Annotated in this window: 14 protein-coding genes; all 14 read left to right on the top strand. The window is 66.8% G+C overall.

All coding sequences use genetic code 11. From position 1 onward, the window contains the following. Positions 1-69: 69 nt before the first annotated feature. The 14 genes from flgG (at position 70) to AC3IR9_RS09385 (ending at position 16,116) form a co-directional block, all read left to right on the top strand. A complete protein-coding gene (gene flgG / locus AC3IR9_RS09450) occupies positions 70-855 on the top strand; it encodes a flagellar basal-body rod protein FlgG (RefSeq protein ID WP_489295475.1) in 786 nt (261 codons plus the stop codon). 22 nt (positions 856-877) lie between these two features. Further along, positions 878-1,570 (top strand): flagellar basal body L-ring protein FlgH, encoded by a 693-nt coding sequence (gene flgH, locus AC3IR9_RS09445; RefSeq protein ID WP_489295474.1) that lies wholly within the window; start codon positions 878-880, stop codon positions 1,568-1,570. A gap of 28 nt (positions 1,571-1,598) precedes the next feature. Beyond that, a complete protein-coding gene (locus AC3IR9_RS09440; RefSeq protein WP_489295773.1) occupies positions 1,599-2,798 on the top strand; it encodes a flagellar basal body P-ring protein FlgI in 1,200 nt (399 codons plus the stop codon). Between the two features lies 1 nt (position 2,799). Then, positions 2,800-4,032: a glucosaminidase domain-containing protein gene (locus tag AC3IR9_RS09435; protein ID WP_489295473.1), complete on the top strand. Its 1,233-nt coding sequence runs from the start codon at positions 2,800-2,802 to the stop codon at positions 4,030-4,032. Between the two features lie 8 nt (positions 4,033-4,040). Continuing rightward, positions 4,041-5,921 (top strand): flagellar hook-associated protein FlgK, encoded by a 1,881-nt coding sequence (gene flgK, locus AC3IR9_RS09430; protein ID WP_489295472.1) that lies wholly within the window; start codon positions 4,041-4,043, stop codon positions 5,919-5,921. After that, positions 5,918-7,120, top strand: a complete 1,203-nt coding sequence (gene flgL, locus AC3IR9_RS09425) for a flagellar hook-associated protein FlgL (protein WP_489295471.1) — start codon at positions 5,918-5,920, stop codon at positions 7,118-7,120. Before flgK ends, flgL begins: the two co-directional genes overlap by 4 nt. 769 nt (positions 7,121-7,889) lie before the next feature. After that, entirely contained in the window at positions 7,890-9,056 is a 1,167-nt protein-coding gene (locus AC3IR9_RS09420) for a flagellin (protein WP_489295470.1), read from the top strand. Between the two features lie 72 nt (positions 9,057-9,128). Next, complete coding sequence (locus AC3IR9_RS09415) at positions 9,129-10,325, top strand: flagellin (RefSeq protein ID WP_489295469.1); 1,197 nt, start codon at positions 9,129-9,131, stop codon at positions 10,323-10,325. An 81-nt stretch (positions 10,326-10,406) separates the two neighbouring features. Next, positions 10,407-11,585: a flagellin gene (locus tag AC3IR9_RS09410; protein WP_489295468.1), complete on the top strand. Its 1,179-nt coding sequence runs from the start codon at positions 10,407-10,409 to the stop codon at positions 11,583-11,585. A gap of 79 nt (positions 11,586-11,664) precedes the next feature. Then, complete coding sequence (locus AC3IR9_RS09405; RefSeq protein ID WP_489295467.1) at positions 11,665-12,837, top strand: flagellin; 1,173 nt, start codon at positions 11,665-11,667, stop codon at positions 12,835-12,837. Between the two features lie 448 nt (positions 12,838-13,285). Continuing rightward, positions 13,286-14,668 (top strand): flagellar filament capping protein FliD, encoded by a 1,383-nt coding sequence (gene fliD, locus AC3IR9_RS09400; RefSeq protein ID WP_489295466.1) that lies wholly within the window; start codon positions 13,286-13,288, stop codon positions 14,666-14,668. A gap of 127 nt (positions 14,669-14,795) precedes the next feature. Continuing rightward, the gene (gene fliS, locus AC3IR9_RS09395) at positions 14,796-15,212 is read left to right on the top strand and encodes a flagellar export chaperone FliS (RefSeq protein WP_489295465.1); all 417 of its coding nucleotides are present in this window, start codon (positions 14,796-14,798) and stop codon (positions 15,210-15,212) included. Then, a complete protein-coding gene (locus AC3IR9_RS09390) occupies positions 15,212-15,520 on the top strand; it encodes a hypothetical protein (protein WP_489295464.1) in 309 nt (102 codons plus the stop codon). Before fliS ends, AC3IR9_RS09390 begins: the two co-directional genes overlap by 1 nt. Continuing rightward, on the top strand, positions 15,517-16,116 hold the full coding sequence (locus AC3IR9_RS09385) for a PilZ domain-containing protein (RefSeq protein ID WP_489295463.1): 600 nt from the start codon (positions 15,517-15,519) through the stop codon (positions 16,114-16,116). The genes AC3IR9_RS09390 and AC3IR9_RS09385 overlap by 4 nt, the downstream gene beginning before the upstream one ends. Positions 16,117-16,167: the final 51 nt, after the last annotated feature.

The raw sequence follows: 16,167 nt of genomic DNA, 5'->3' as shown, positions 1-16,167 counted from the left end.
ACGCGCCATGCATTGCCCCTGTAACGGCCGCCGCAGACGGCCACCCGCAACAGACAAAGGAACATCGCCATGAACCAGGCATTGTGGATCGCCAAGACCGGACTGGATGCGCAGCAGACGCGCATGTCGGTGGTATCCAACAACCTCGCCAACACCAATACCACCGGCTTCAAGCAGGATCGTGCCAGCTTTGAAGACCTGCTGTACCAGCAGGTGCGCCAGCCCGGCGGTTCCTCCTCGGCGCAGACCCAGTTGCCGACCGGCCTGCAGCTGGGCACCGGCGTGCGCGTGGTGGCCACCTCGAAGAACTTCGAGCAGGGCAGCCAGCAGCAGACCGGGCGCGCGTTGGACGTGATGGTCAATGGCCGCGGCTTCTTTGAAGTGCAGATGCCCGATGGTTCTTCGGCGTACACCCGCGACGGTTCCTTCCAGCGCAACCAGCAGGGCGAACTGGTCACCAACAGCGGCTACCCGGTGCAGCCGGGCATCCAGATTCCCGAGGGCGCGCAGTCGCTCACGGTCGGCACCGACGGCACCATCAGCGTGAAGATGGCCGACGACGCGGCCTCGGTGGAGATCGGTGCGCTGACCCTCACCGACTTCGTCAATCCGGCCGGCCTGCAGGCACGCGGCGAGAACCTGTTCCTGGAAACCACCGCCTCGGGCCCGGCGCAGAACGGCAACCCCGGCCTCAATGGCCTGGGCAGCGTGGTACAGGGCGCGCTGGAAGGCAGCAACGTCAACGTGGTCGAAGAGCTGGTGTCGATGATCGAAACCCAGCGCGCCTACGAAATGAACGCCAAGGCGATCTCCACCACCGACGCCATGCTCGGTTACCTCAACCAGAACGTCTGATCGGTCGAACCGGAATCCTGCCATGTCGCCCCTGCGCCCTACCCTCCACCTGCTGCTTGCCAGCGCCGTGACCGCCCTGCTCGGCGGCTGCGTCATCGCCGGCGATGTCCGGCCCTATCCGGCGATGGCGCCGGTCACGCCGATCATGGCACCCACGGTCGAACCGACCGCCGGCGCGATCTACGCCGCCGGCCCGGGCCTGCAGCTGTACTCGGACCGGCGTGCGCGCGATGTCGGCGACCTGCTGACCATCACCCTCACCGAGAACACCACCGCGCAGACCACCGCCAACACCACCACGGCCAAGGAGTCCGAACTGAGCATCGGCACGCCGACGCTGTTCGGTGCGCCGGTCACCCTGGGTGGCAAGGACATCCTGGCGGCCAGCGCGGGCGGCTCACGCGATTTCACCGGCAAGGGCACCAGCGCGCAGAGCAATCGCCTGCAGGGCAACGTGACGGTCACGGTGGTCCAACGCCTGCCCAACGGCAACCTGGTGGTCCAGGGCGCCAAGAACCTGCGGCTCAACCAGGGCGATGAACTGGTGCAGGTGCAGGGCATCGTGCGCGCCGCCGACATCTTCCCGGACAACACCATTCCCTCCAGCCGCGTTGCCGATGCCCGCATCGTCTATGGCGGCCGCGGCCCGGTTGCGCAGTCCAATGCGATGGGCTGGCTGAGCCGCTTCTTCAACTCGGCGTTGACGCCGTTCTGAGCCTGACATGACCTTTTCCCCTCTCCTCATTTGCGCCACGCCACGCCCCGAAGTATGCCCGGAGGCGGTGCGGTCGGGTGCTGGCGCATGGCGACGCATCACGCCGGCCGGTGCGCGCCGGTCATGGGGCGCGGCGTCGCTCTGCCTGGTGTTTGCGTTGTTGCTGATCGCTGCCCCGGCATCCGCCGAGCGCATCAAGGACCTGGCCCAGGTTGGCGGCGTGCGCGGCAACGCACTGGTCGGCTATGGCCTGGTGGTTGGCCTGGACGGCAGCGGCGACCGCACCAGCCAGGCACCCTTCACCGTGCAGAGCCTGAAGAACCTGCTCGGCGAGCTGGGCGTCAACGTACCGGCCAACGTCAACCCGCAGCTGAAGAACGTGGCTGCGGTGGCGATCCATGCCGAGCTGCCGCCGTTCGCCAAACCCGGCCAGCCCATCGATATCACCGTGTCCTCGATCGGCAACGCGGTGTCGCTGCGCGGCGGCTCACTGTTGATGGCCCCGCTGCGCGGTGCCGATGGCCAGGTCTACGCGATTGCCCAGGGCAACCTGGTGGTCGGTGGCTTCGGCGTGCAGGGCAAGGATGGCTCGCGGGTATCGGTGAACGTGCCCAGTGTCGGCCGCATTCCCAATGGCGCCACCGTGGAACGTGCCCTGCCTGACGTGTTCAGCGCCGGCGGCGACATCACCCTGAACCTGCACAAGAACGACTTCACCACCGTCTCGCGGATGGTGGCCGCGCTCAACAACGCCTTCGGCGACGGTGCTGCACGGGCGGTCGACGGGGTCACCGTGGCGGTACAGTCGCCCAGCGATCCCGGTGCCCGCATCGGCCTGCTGGCGCGCATCGAAAACCTCGAACTCACCCCCGGCACCGCGCCGGCCAAGGTAGTGGTCAATTCGCGTACCGGCACGGTGGTGATCGGTGCGCAGGTGCGCGTCGGCGCGGCCGCCATCTCGCATGGCTCGCTGACGGTGACGATCAACGAGAACACCAACGTCAGCCAGCCCGGTGCCTTCAGCAATGGCCAGACCGTGGCCTCGCCGCAGTCCACCATCACCGCCACCAACGATGGCAGCCGCATGTTCAAGTTCACCGGCGGCACCACGCTGGATGAGATCGTGCATGCGGTCAACGCCGTTGGCGCCGCCCCGGGCGACCTGATCGCCATCCTGGAAGCCCTCAAGCAGGCCGGCGCGCTCAGTGCCGAACTCGAGGTGATCTGACATGCGCATTACGCCCGCACTGGAACTCAATCCGGCCCAGCCCAACAGCCCGGCCAAGGTGGACAAGGTGGCGCGGCAGCTGGAAGGCCAGTTCGCGCAGATGCTGGTCAAAAGCATGCGTGATGCCAGCTTCGGCGATTCGCTGTTTCCTGCTGAAAACACCATGTTCCGCGAGATGTACGACAAGAAGATCGCCGAGGCGATGACCCGCGGGCGGGGCCTGGGGTTGTCGGCGATGATCACCCGCCAGCTCGGCGGCGGCGACGCGGAGGCGGCCAAGCCCACCGACACCACCTTGAACCCGGCCGCCGCGCTGCGCGCCTATCGGCTCAATGCGCCGGCGGCGGCGCCGATGGCGTTGCCCGGATCGGATATGCCGGCCAACGCGCCGAGCGAGGCGGACGTGCTGCAGCAGCTGCGTGGCGCCGATCCGGCGGCGGTACTGCAGCCGATGGAACGTGCGCTGGACCTGATCGCCGGCCGCGAAAGCAGCCAGATGCATGCGGCGATCGGGCACGACGACCCCTACGCTGCGTCGACCCGCGTCAATGATCCGACCCGGGAAAACTGGGCGGCGCTGGCCGACGACCGCTGGCGCGACATCACCCCTCCTGCGGCCGCGCGTGGCCCCGGCGCGGTCGATACGCTGGCCGGCAGCACCGCCGCCGCCCAGCTCGGGCCGCATACCCCGGAAGGCTTCGTCGCCAGCATCTGGGGCCACGCCCAACAGGCTGCACGCGAGCTCGGCGTGGACGCCAAGGCGCTGGTTGCCCAGGCCGCACTGGAAACCGGCTGGGGCCGCAAGCTGATCCAGCGCAACGACAGCGGCGGCAGTTCGCACAATCTGTTCGGGATCAAGGCCAATGGCTGGCGCGGTGAACGCGCCACCACCGGCACCCACGAATTCGTCGATGGCGTCCGCCGCAACGAAACCGCCAGCTTCCGTGCATATGCCTCGGTCGGGGAGAGCTTCGCCGACTACGTGAAACTGCTCAAGAACAGCCCGCGCTACCAGAACGCGCTGCAAGCCGGCGGCGATGTCCGCAGCTTTGCCCAGGGCCTGCAGAAGGCCGGCTACGCCACCGACCCGGGCTACGCGGCCAAGATCGCCGCGATTGCCGGCGGCCCGACCATCGAGCGCGCCATCGCCGCCGTGGGCGATGCCAGCCAGCGCCTGGGCCGCACCTTTGCCAGCACCACCAGCCCGACCGGGCTGGGTGTCATCCGTCGTTGAGGTAATCCATGTCCAGCGTACTTTCCACCGGCACCAGTGCCCTGCTCGCCTTCCAGCGTGCGTTGGCCACCACCAGCCATAACGTCGCCAACATCAACACGCCCGGCTACAGCCGGCAGAAGGTCGACTTCGCCACCGCCAATCCGCAGAACTTCGGCTACGGCGACGTCGGCAACGGCACCCGCATCACCGACGTCCGCCGTGTCGCCGACCAGCTGGCGATCTCGCGGCTGCTCGATGGCAGTGGCGAGCTGGCACGGCTGAAGCAGTTGTCGACCATGGCCGACCGGGTCGATGCGATGTTCTCCGATACCGCCACCAACGTCGCCGGGGTCTGGTCGAGCTTCTTCGATACCGTCAGCGGCCTGTCGTCCAATGCCTCGGGCACCTCCGACCGGCAGAACATGCTCGACGGGGGCAAGAGCCTGGCCAGCCGCTTCCAGCAGCTCAACGGCCAGCTGGACACCCTCAACGGCGAGATCAACAACGGCCTGATCGCCGGCGCCACCGAGATCAACCGGCTGGCCAAGGAAATCGCCCAGCTCAACGGCGCCATCGGCAGCAACGCGGCCAACGCCGCCCCGGACCTGCTCGACCGCCGCGACCAGCTGATCGCCAACCTTGTCGGCTACACCGGCGGCAACGCGGTGATGCAGGACGGCGGCATCATGAACGTCTACACCGCCGGCGGCCAGGCGCTGGTGGTGGGCACCGCCGCATCCAAGGTCACCACCGTGACCGACCCCTACATGCCCGAGCGCCTGCAGCTGGCGCTGGAAAGCGCCGGCCAGAAGATCACCCTGGAGCCGAAGACCCTCGGCGGCCAGATCGGCGGCCTGCTCGAGTTCCGCGACACCGTGCTCACCCCCACCCAGGCCGAGCTGGGCAAGCTGGCGATCGGCCTGGCCAGCAGCTTCAACGACGTGCACCGCCAAGGCGCGGACCTGTACGGCAACCTGGGCGGCGACTTCTTCAACATCGGCGCGCCGCGCGTCACCGGCAATGCCAACAATGCCGGCACGGCCAGCATGAGCGCCCGCTTCGGCGACCTGTCCCAGCTGGACGGGCAGAACCTGGTGCTGAAATTCGACGGGGCGCAATGGCAGGCCACCCGCGCCGACACCGGCGTAGCGGTGCCGATGACCGGCACCGGCACCGCGGCCGATCCGCTGGTGCTCAACGGCGTGGAACTGGTGATGACCGGCACGCCGGCCAGGGACGACCGCATGCTGCTGCAGCCCACCGCAGGCGTGGCCGGCACGATGTCGGTGGCAATCACCGATACCTCGCGCATCGCCGCCGCCGCGCCGATCAAGGGCACCGCCGGGCTCGCCAATACCGGCACCGGCAAGCTGACCGGGGTCAAGGTCACCGACCCCGACCATGCCGCGCTGCGCACCCCGGCGGCGATCGTGTTCACCGGCGCCAACCAGTACACCGTCGACGGCAACGGCCCGTACACCTACACCGCCGGGCAGACCATCAGCGCCAACGGCTGGAGCTTCGTCCTCGACGGCGCCCCCAAGACCGGCGACAGCTTCAGCATCGGCCCGACCCCGGCCGGCTCTTCGGACAACAGCAACGCCCTGCTGCTGTCCAAGGTGGAACAGGCCAAGACCTTCAACCAGGGCACCGTCACCCTGGGCGGCGCGCTGGGTGGACTGACCACCCAGGTCGGCGCAGCGGCGCGCGCTGCCGACTATTCGCTGCAGGCCCAGCAGGTGATCACCGACCAGGCGCAGGCCGCGCGCGACACGCTCTCCGGCGTCAACCTCGATGAAGAAGCCGCCGATATGTTGCGCCTGCAACAGGCCTACCAGGCCGCCTCGCAGTTGATCTCCACCGCCGACAACATGTTCCAGACCATCCTGGGAGCCGTAGGCCGATGAACAATCGCATTTCCACCGGGATGATGTTCAACCAGTCGGTCTCGCTGATGCTGGCCAAGCAGGCCAAGATGAACCACCTGGAGCAGCAGATCGCCACCGGCCGCCGCCTGGTCACCGCCAAGGACGATCCGGTCGCCTCCGGCGCCGCCGTTGGACTGGACCGCACCCTGGCCTCACTGGATCGCATGCAGCTCAACGCCGGCAATGTGCAGAACCGGCTCGGCCTGCAGGAAAACGCACTGGCGCAGGTGGGCGACATGATGGGCCGGATCACCGAGTTGACCGTCTACGCCAACAATCCGGCGCTGGCGGCGAGCGACAAGCAATCCATGGTCACCGAGATCGAGGCCATCCGCGGCAACCTGCTGGCGCTGGCCAACAGTACCGACGGCACCGGCCGCTATCTGTTCGGCGGAACCGCCGACGGTAGCCCGCCCTTCAGCCAGGTCGACGGCAAGGTGGTCTACAACGGCGACCAGAACCAGCGCCAGGTGGAAGTCGGCCCGGACACCTACGTGCTGGACGCCCTGCCCGGCAGCGAGATCTTCCTGCGCATCGGCACCGGCGACGGCCATGTCGATGCGGCCGCCGGCACTGCCAATACCGGCACCGGGGTGCTCACCAACGTTACCCGCGACCCCGGCAGCAGCTGGAATGGCGAAGGTTTCAGCGTGCGCTTTACCGCAGCCGACCAGTACGAACTGCTCGACGCCGGCGGTACGGTGGTCTCCACCGGCACCATGAAGGCCGGCGACGATCTGGTGCTCAATGGCGTGCAGCTGCACATCGATGGCAAACCAGCCGCTGGCGACACCTTCGCGGTGAGTGCGGCCAGCAGCCGCGACATCTTCAGCACGATGGACAGCCTGATCGGCGCGCTGCAGATGGACACCGGCACGCCCGCCCAGTCCGCCGCCCAGCAGAACCTGCTGCAAAGCAGCCTGCGCGACGTTGCCCGTGCGTCGGAGCGCATGATCGACTCGCGCGCTGCCGGCGGCGCCCAGCTCAAGGCGCTCGACAACGCCGCGGACATGCGTGAAGCCAACGTGGTCACGCTCAAGGGCACGCTGTCGCAGATGCGTGACCTCGACTACGCCGATGCCATCAGCCAGTACCAGCTGGAAAGCACGGCGCTGCAGGCCGCGCAGACCTTGTTCTCGCAGATGCAGCAGATGTCGTTGTTCAATACGTTGCGCTGATAGCGCGTTACGAAACACCGGTTGGCCCGAAGGCCGCGATGCGCACAGCATCGCGGCTTTTTCCTTTGCGCGTCTGCTGGTCCAGCCTGGTGCGCGCGTCCGGGGCCGCCTGGCGGCCGGCAGGCCCTTTTGCAAATGTCCCCCGGCCGGCGCCTGCGCGCCGCCCTCCTCCTTTATTTTGCCAAGGACCTGCCGTCCGCCAGGCGGCTCGGCTTGCGGTGGGGGAAGAGCGGTATCCGTGCATGGCGTGGATCCATGGCAGCAGACGCTCTACGTAGGTCACCACCGTTGGTGGTGACGCGGATCGTCCACCCGACAGGCATGGCTCACCGCGTGCACGAGCGCCACCACGCTCCCTGCCTGCTGGGACCGGCCCGGCCTCACCACCAGCGGTGGCGAGCTACCAACGCAGCGGCATCGGTACGCGCGCAGCCACCCATGGGACGGCTCTACCCGGGGCCCTGACACCCGCGACGCCCCCGGACGAAGCCACTCCCCTCGCCGGCCGTACATCCCCCAACCCTGCCCCACTCCCGGCAGGCATGCCAAAACCCCTTCAATTTCAGCCTCTCGGGCCGTTAACCCTTTTATCGGGGAGCACGGCCAGGGCCCCGGACGGCACCGCCAGCAGCCCCAGCGAGATTTCCGCCTAAAGGTTGTTGACAAAGCGCCGTTATTGATTTGGCAACAGCGAAGCACACAGCCAAACAAAAAAACAGGCGGCGCTTCGTTCCATTCACCACCGGGATTCCATTAAGGGAGACGACCCATGGCACAGGTAATCAACACCAATACGATGTCGCTCAACGCTCAGCGCAACCTGAGCACCAGCGGCAACTCGCTCGCTACCACCATCCAGCGCCTCTCGTCCGGTCTGCGCATCAACAGCGCAAAAGACGATGCCGCCGGCCTGGCCATCAGCGAGCGCTTCGGCACCCAGATCCGCGGCACCGACGTGGCCATCCGCAATGCCAACGACGGCATCTCGCTGGCCCAGGTCGCCGAAGGCTCCCTGAGCGAAATCGGCAACAACCTGCAGCGCGTCCGTGAACTGGCCGTGCAGGCCTCCAACGCCACCAACTCGGCCAGCGACCGCAAGGCCCTGCAGGCCGAAGTGACCCAGCTGGTCAGCGAAATCGACCGCGTTGCCAAGCAGTCCGACTTCAACGGCACCAAGCTGCTGGACGGCAGCTTCACCAGCCAGCTGTTCCAGGTTGGCGCCAACGCCGGCCAGGCCATCGCCATCAACAGCGTGGTGGACGCCAAGGCCAGCTCGCTGGGCAACGCCAAGTTCGCCGCGCCGGTCGACAGCACCGCCGACATCGCCACGATCACCGACCTGTCCGGCGTAACCATCAACGGCGCCACCATCGGCACCATCAGCGGCAAGACCACCGCCGAGTTCACCGCCTCGGCCGCTGCCCAGATCAACAGCCAGATCGGCGAAGCCGGTGTCTACGCCGAGGTGGTCACCACCGCCGGCACGCCGGACACCCAGCGCCTGAAGCTGACCTCGGTGCAGGCCGACCGCGACCTGGTGATCGACGGCGCCACCCAGCTGGGCCTGGCCGACTCCACCGCCGCCGCCCCCAGCTCGGTCGCTGCCACCGCCACCTCGGCCTTCGCCAAGGACCTGGATGTGTCGACCTACGTCGGCGCGCAGAAAGCCCTGGAAATCGTCGACAAGGCGCTGGAATCGGTCAACAGCGTGCGCGCTGACCTCGGCGCCATCCAGAACCGCTTCACCTCGGTAGTGGCCAACCTGCAGACCTCCTCGGAGAACCTGTCCGCCTCGCGCAGCCGCATCCGCGATACCGACTTTGCCAAGGAAACCGCAGAGCTGACCCGCACCCAGATCCTGCAGCAGGCCGGCACGGCCATGCTGGCCCAGGCCAACCAGGTGCCGCAGAACGTGCTCAGCCTGTTGCAGCGCTGACATGAGCCGCTCCTGAAGCACGTCATGAGCGTCTAACCCAATTTACGTGCAACCGCTCAAGGACCTCTTCCCATGGCACAAGTCATCAATACCAACACGATGTCGTTGAATGCTCAGCGTAACCTGAGCACCAGCGGCAGTTCCCTGGCCACCACCATCCAGCGCCTGTCGTCGGGTTCGCGCATCAACAGCGCCAAGGACGATGCGGCCGGCCTGGCGATCTCCGAGCGTTTCGGTACCCAGATCCGCGGCACCGACGTGGCCATCCGCAATGCCAATGACGGCATCTCGCTGGCCCAGGTCGCCGAAGGCTCGCTGACTGAAATCGGCAACAACCTGCAGCGCGTGCGTGAACTGGCCGTGCAGGCCTCCAACGCCACCAACTCGGCCAGCGACCGCAAGGCCCTGCAGGCCGAAGTGACCCAGCTGGTCAGCGAAATCGACCGCGTTGCCAAGCAGTCCGACTTCAACGGCACCAAGCTGCTGGACGGCTCGTTCTCCAGCCAGCTGTTCCAGGTCGGCGCCAATGCCGGCCAGGCCATCGCCATCGACAAGGTGGTCGATGCCAAGGCCAATGCACTGGGTGGCGCCAAGTTCGACAGCAATTCGCTGGCGCTGGCAAATCCGACGGCCAATGCTGATTTCAGCATCTCCGGCATGAAGGTCAACGGTGTCGACATCGCCGCTGTGGAAGTCAAGCAGGGCGCCGATCTGGCCGCCACCGGCAAGGCGTCGCGCGATGCCGTGGTCAGTGCGATCAATGCCAAGATCGGCGAAACCGGCGTCTATGCCGAAGTGAACGCTGCCGGCGATGCCGTGACCCTGACTTCGGTCAAGGACAGCGTCAACACCGACGGTACCTTCAAGGCGATCACTGCCACTCCCGGCACCTGGGCCGGCGGCGCTGCCGCCCCGACCTTTACTGCCACCCTGGCCGCCGCCGCACCGGCCAACGAGTACGCAAGCGATCTGGACGTGAGCACGGTCAAGGGTGCCCAGCAGGCGCTGGAAATCGTCGACAAGGCCCTGGGTTCGATCAACAACACCCGTGCCGACCTCGGCGCCATCCAGAACCGCTTCACCTCGGTGGTGGCCAACCTGCAGACCTCCACGGAGAACCTGTCGGCCTCGCGCAGCCGCATCCGCGATACCGACTTCGCCAAGGAAACCGCAGAGCTGACCCGCACCCAGATCCTGCAGCAGGCCGGTACGGCCATGCTGGCCCAGGCCAACCAGGTGCCGCAGAACGTGCTCAGCCTGCTGCGCTGATCCACGCCTGTGTCGTCGGCGCCGGTCTGACCGGCGCCGACGCCGAACTACCGCGCTCCACCCACGCCTGAAGGAACTCCCATGGCACAAGTCATCAACACCAACACGATGTCGTTGAATGCCCAGCGCAACCTGAGCACCAGCGGCAGCTCCCTGGCCACCACCATCCAGCGCCTGTCGTCGGGCTCGCGCATCAACAGCGCCAAGGACGATGCGGCCGGCCTGGCGATCTCCGAGCGCTTCGGCACCCAGATCCGCGGCACCGACGTGGCCATCCGCAATGCCAACGACGGCATCTCGCTCGCCCAGGTCGCCGAAGGCTCGCTGACTGAAATCGGCAACAACCTGCAGCGCGTCCGTGAACTGGCCGTGCAGGCCTCCAACGCCACCAACTCGGCCAGCGACCGCAAGGCCCTGCAGGCCGAAGTGACCCAGCTGGTCAGTGAAATCGACCGCGTTGCCAAGCAGTCCGACTTCAACGGCACCAAGCTGCTGGACGGCTCGTTCTCCAGCCAGCTGTTCCAGGTCGGCGCCAACGCCGGCCAGGCCATCGCCATCGACAAGGTGGTCGACGCCCGCGTCGGCTCGCTGGGCACCAGCACCTTCGCCAGCGGCGCCACCGCCGCGGTTGCCGCAGTGGCTGCCGATGCACGCTTCAGCGGTACGGTGATGGGCGTTGACATCGGCACGGTCGAGGTCAAGAGCGGCGCCAGCGTCGGTGACGCCGCCAAGGCGATCGCCACCGCGATCAACGGCAAGATCGGCGAAGCCGGCATCTACGCCGAAGCCAACGACGACGGCACCCTGAAGCTGTCCTCGGTCAAGGAAGGCAAGGCGGTGGTTGCCGCCGACGTCGCCCTGACCCGCAGCAACTACCAGTCGGCCACCAGCGACTGGAGCACCGCCGCGGCCACCAGCGTGTACACCGCCGGCACCGCCACCGACGCCAATGCGCAGAAGCTGGACGTCAGCTCGGTGCTGGGCGCGCAGCAGGCGCTGGAAATCGTCGACAAGGCGCTGGGTTCGATCAACAACACCCGTGCCGACCTCGGCGCCATCCAGAACCGCTTCACCTCGGTGGTGGCCAACCTGCAGACCTCCACGGAGAACCTGTCGGCCTCGCGCAGCCGCATCCGCGATACCGATTTTGCCAAGGAAACCGCAGAACTGACCCGCACCCAGATCCTGCAGCAGGCCGGTACGGCCATGCTGGCCCAGGCCAACCAGGTGCCTCAGAACGTACTCAGCCTGCTGCGCTGATCGCGTTTGATCCGAAGGCGCCGGGCGACCGGCGCCGCTTCCATCGCACCATGCTCCAAGCACGCCTGAAGGAAACCCCATGGCACAAGTCATCAACACCAACACGATGTCGTTGAATGCCCAGCGCAACCTGAGCACCAGCGGCAGCTCCCTGGCCACCACCATCCAGCGCCTGTCGTCGGGCTCGCGCATCAACAGCGCCAAGGACGATGCGGCCGGCCTGGCGATCTCCGAGCGCTTCGGCACCCAGATCCGCGGCACCGACGTGGCCATCCGCAACGCCAACGACGGCATCTCGCTGGCCCAGGTCGCCGAAGGTTCGCTGACTGAAATCGGCAACAACCTGCAGCGCGTCCGTGAACTGTCGGTGCAGGCCTCCAACGCCACCAACTCGGCCAGCGACCGCAAGGCCCTGCAGGCCGAAGTGACCCAGCTGGTCAGCGAAATCGACCGCGTCGCCAAGCAGTCCGACTTCAACGGCACCAAGCTGCTGGACGGCTCATTCTCCAGCCAGCTGTTCCAGGTCGGCGCCAACGCCGGCCAGGCCATTGCCATCGACAAGGTGGTGGATGCCAAGACCAACGCACTGGGCGGCGCGCAGTTCGCCACCGCCACCGTTGCCAAGGTGACCGGCGCCGCTGATACCGACGTGGCCATTACCGCGTTCAGCATCACCGACAGCAAGGGCACCGAAGTCAAGTTCGACAAGCTGGACGTGAAGAGCGTCGGCACCGGCGCCGAGAACGAAGTGGCCGCCGGCAAGGCGCTGGCGACCCACATCAACGCCAAGATCGGTGAAACCGGCGTCTACGCCGAAGCCGATGCGGCCGGTGCGGTGACCCTGACCTCGGTCAAGGACAGTGTCGACAAGGACGGCGTTGCCACGGTCTTCTCGACCGACGTGGCCGGTGCCGGCACCGTCACCCTGGGCACCAAGCAGTTCGCCGATGCGATCAACGTCTCCACCGTCAAGGGTGCGCAGCAGGCGCTGGAAATCGTCGACAAGGCGCTGGGTGCGATCAACAACACCCGTGCCGACCTCGGCGCCATCCAGAACCGCTTCACCTCGGTGGTGGCCAACCTGCAGACCTCCACGGAGAACCTGTCGGCCTCGCGCAGCCGTATCCGCGATACCGATTTTGCCAAGGAAACCGCAGAACTGACCCGCACCCAGATCCTGCAGCAGGCCGGTACGGCCATGCTGGCCCAGGCCAACCAGGTGCCTCAGAACGTGCTCAGCCTGCTGCGCTGATCCACGCGTCCACGCCGCCGGCCATTGCCGGCGGCGCGGGCAAACCCCGCAACATCCGTTCAAACCCCGCGCAGGAACGGGCCATGGCCATGGGCCGGACTCTCTCCCGGCAGCCAGACCCCCGTGGCCATGGCCCGCCCCTGCGGCAGAACTGTTATCAGCGCTGTTAGTTTGACTGAACATCCCGGGTGGCTTCGTCTCCCCCCGCTTTTCAGTAGCCTGAGCCCTCCTCTACATTGGAGGAGGGTTTTTTACCGACCACCGGCCGGACCTGCACTGCGTCCAGCCCTGAGATCCCCTGCAAAGCGCGTGCCATTCCTCCGCGCCAGGCCTCTGGCACAACTCCTGCATCAACGTGGTTCTAAAGACCCGGCGGCTACGGCCGCTACATTCGTTGACAGCACGGCCACGCGGCCTCCCGCGGCGGCTCATAGACAGGAGAAACAACGTGGCTGACTTTGGTTACGGCGGCATCGGTTCGGGACTGGATATTTCCGGCATGGTGGCCAGCCTGGTCGCGGCCGACCGCAAGCCTGCAGACAATGCGCTGAACCTGCAGCAGTCCAAGGCCAAGATGCAGCTGTCGGCCGTGGGCACGGTGAAGTCCGCATTCGACGTGCTCAACACCGCACTGAAGACGCTCAAGGCCTCCACCGCCTTCGATGCCCGCATCGTCAGCGCCTCCAAGAGCGGCACCGACGACATCCTGACCGTCAGCAGCACCAACGCGGCGGCCACCGGCAACCACGTGGTCAATGTCACCCAGCTGGCCACGGCCAACAAGTGGATCGCCGACACCTCGGTGCCCAACACCAAGACCTTCGGTGCCGGAACGCTGACGCTGGACGTGGGCGTGGGCGACAAGAAAAAGTCGCTGGAAATCCAGGTCGAGGCCGATGACACGTTGAGCTCGATCCGCACCAAGATCGAGAAGGCCGGGCGCAGCCTGGGCGTGCAGTCCACCCTGATCGCTTCGGGCGACAACCAGTTCCTGTCGATCTCGCAGGAAAAGGCCGGCACCGCCAACACGCTCAAGCTCAGCGCCGGCAGCGGCAACGCGGACCTGACCGCACTGGCCGCCAGCCTGTCCGAGCGCACCCCGGCCGCCGATGCCAAGTTGACCATCGACGGGGTCGAGGTGGTGTCCAGCGAGAACACCGTGACCGACGTGGTTCCCGGCCTGACCCTGAACCTGAAGAAGGTCGGTGACAGCACGATCACGGTAAGTACCGATATCGCCGCGGCACGCAAAGTGATGCAGGATTTCGTCACCGCCTACAACGGTGCCATCTCGGCGATCAACACGGCTACCAAGTACGACATCGAGAACAAGGAGCCCTCCTCGCTGACCGGTGACGCGCAGATGCGCGGCGCGTCCAGCCAGCTGCGCTCGATGATGAGTGGCGTGCTCAAGGACCTTTCCGCCGCCGGCCTGGATCCCAAGAAGCTGGGGCTGCAGACCCGCGCCTATCCCAATGCCGACGGCAGCCTGGTGCTGGATGCCACCAAGTTCGAAGCGGCGTTGACCAACCAGGCCGGTGCGGTGCGCGAGGCCTTCACTGGCGATGACGGCGCGGCCGCCAAGCTGTTTGCCATGGTGGAGGGCTACACCAGCACTGCCGTGGGCAAGGAAGGCGCGTTTGTGTCGCGCACCAAGAGCATCAACGCCACCCTGACCGACATCGACAAGCGCCGCAAGGCACTGGATGTGCGCATGACCGGTGTGGAAGAGCGATACAAGAAACAGTTCCTCGCGCTGGATGCGTTGATGAGCAAGATGAGCCAGACCATGACCAGCCTGAGCAGCCAGTTGTCGCAGTTGAGTGGTTGATCCCTGCACCAGCGCATGCCTGCTCAAGTTGCACGCGCACGCTGCCGATACTGGTACCGACGCAGCACTCCACCCGGTGCCGCAGACCTCGCAAGGCATGCGGCCCTGCACGAAGGAGACAAGATTGATGTACGGTTCAAACCGTCAGTTCACCGAGCAGTACCGCAAGGTCGGCGTGCAGAGTTCGATCACCGACGCCGACCCGCACAAGCTGGTGGCGCTGCTGCTGGCCGGTGCGCTGGAGCGCGTGCGGCTGGCCCAGGCCTGCCTTGAAGGCGGCGACCAGGCGCGCAAGGGCAAGGCGATCGGCGAAGTCTGCGCGATCGTCGGCCACCTCAATGGCTCGCTCGACCACGAGGCCGGCGGTGAAATCGCCGGCAATCTGTCGGCGCTGTACGACTATGTGATGCAGCGGTTGACCGAAGCCAACCTGCACAACGACCCGGAGGCCCTGCGCGAATCGCTGGAGCTGCTGGGCGAAATCGACGCCGCCTGGAATGCCATCCCGCGCGACCAACGCGTCCCCGCGCAGGCTGCACTGTAATGGCCGCCACCCTGCTTTCGCTGGCCGACCTCAACGCCGAACTGGACCTGCTGGAAGCGGCACTGCTGGCTGAGGATCACCAGCAGGCCAGCACCTGCCTGGACACCCTGCACGTCAACCAGGGGCGGTTCCTGGCCCAGCCGGGCGCACTGGAAGACGTCCCCGGGCTGAGCGCGCTGGAGGGCCGCCAGCAACGCGTCATGGTCATGATGATGAGCCAGCGCGACGAAGCCGGCCGCCACCTGCGCAACGGCGTCAACGCCCACCGCGCCGCCCACGCCTACCTGACTGCGGAATCGCTGGCATGAACGACACGCGCCCCAGCGCCATCCATCACCCGGCCGAAAGCGAGCTGTTCGATGAAACGCTGAGCTGCGAAGTCGCCTTGCCTGCCGAGTTCCGCCTGGGCAGCACGGTGATCCGCCCCGGCATTGCCGAGACCCTGCTGCGCAGCGTGGCCCTGGTGGAAGACGCGCGCAGCGACGACGGCCACGACGAGCGTGGCGAGTCCAGTACCCAGCTGCAGCGCCTGGAAGCCAAGCTGGACCTGACCATGGTGCTGCTGGGCCGACTGGTCCGGCAGAGCACGCAGGACCTTGATCTGCGCCCGTTGCGCTGGTCGCGGCGCGGCATCCGCCTGGAACAGGGCGCCCGCAGCGGCGCCGCTGCGGGCAGCCTGGGGGTGATTCGCCTGCAACCATGCGACTGGCTGCCCGATCACATCGACCTGCCGGTCGCGGTGGTGGCCGAAGCCGCCACCGGTGCCGGCGCTCACTTCCTCTGGCTTCGTTTCGAGCCGATGAGCGATGCGCTGGAAATGGCCCTGGAACGCCATCTGTTCCGCCTGCACCGGCGCCAGATCGCCCAGGCACGGCTGGCCGATCGGCGTCCGATCGACTCCTGATCGCGATGTGACCCACGCGCTGCCGACCGTCAGTCGGCGGTACCGTGACGG

The sequence above is a fragment of the Stenotrophomonas sp. GL_101 genome, assembly GCF_057835675.1.
This window is presented reverse-complemented; position numbering and strand designations above follow the sequence as displayed.

What these genes read in the sequence shown, in the direction of transcription:
- fliS (WP_489295465.1), top strand. Translation starts at nt 14,796, where the DNA reads ATGTACGGTTCAAACCGTCAGTTCACCGAGCAGTACCGCAAGGTCGGC.
- AC3IR9_RS09410 (WP_489295468.1), top strand. Translation starts at nt 10,407, where the DNA reads ATGGCACAAGTCATCAACACCAACACGATGTCGTTGAATGCCCAGCGC.
- AC3IR9_RS09385 (WP_489295463.1), top strand. Translation starts at nt 15,517, where the DNA reads ATGAACGACACGCGCCCCAGCGCCATCCATCACCCGGCCGAAAGCGAG.
- AC3IR9_RS09420 (WP_489295470.1), top strand. Translation starts at nt 7,890, where the DNA reads ATGGCACAGGTAATCAACACCAATACGATGTCGCTCAACGCTCAGCGC.
- flgH (WP_489295474.1), top strand. Translation starts at nt 878, where the DNA reads ATGTCGCCCCTGCGCCCTACCCTCCACCTGCTGCTTGCCAGCGCCGTG.
- AC3IR9_RS09390 (WP_489295464.1), top strand. Translation starts at nt 15,212, where the DNA reads ATGGCCGCCACCCTGCTTTCGCTGGCCGACCTCAACGCCGAACTGGAC.
- AC3IR9_RS09415 (WP_489295469.1), top strand. Translation starts at nt 9,129, where the DNA reads ATGGCACAAGTCATCAATACCAACACGATGTCGTTGAATGCTCAGCGT.
- flgK (WP_489295472.1), top strand. Translation starts at nt 4,041, where the DNA reads ATGTCCAGCGTACTTTCCACCGGCACCAGTGCCCTGCTCGCCTTCCAG.
- AC3IR9_RS09405 (WP_489295467.1), top strand. Translation starts at nt 11,665, where the DNA reads ATGGCACAAGTCATCAACACCAACACGATGTCGTTGAATGCCCAGCGC.
- flgL (WP_489295471.1), top strand. Translation starts at nt 5,918, where the DNA reads ATGAACAATCGCATTTCCACCGGGATGATGTTCAACCAGTCGGTCTCG.
- flgG (WP_489295475.1), top strand. Translation starts at nt 70, where the DNA reads ATGAACCAGGCATTGTGGATCGCCAAGACCGGACTGGATGCGCAGCAG.
- AC3IR9_RS09435 (WP_489295473.1), top strand. Translation starts at nt 2,800, where the DNA reads ATGCGCATTACGCCCGCACTGGAACTCAATCCGGCCCAGCCCAACAGC.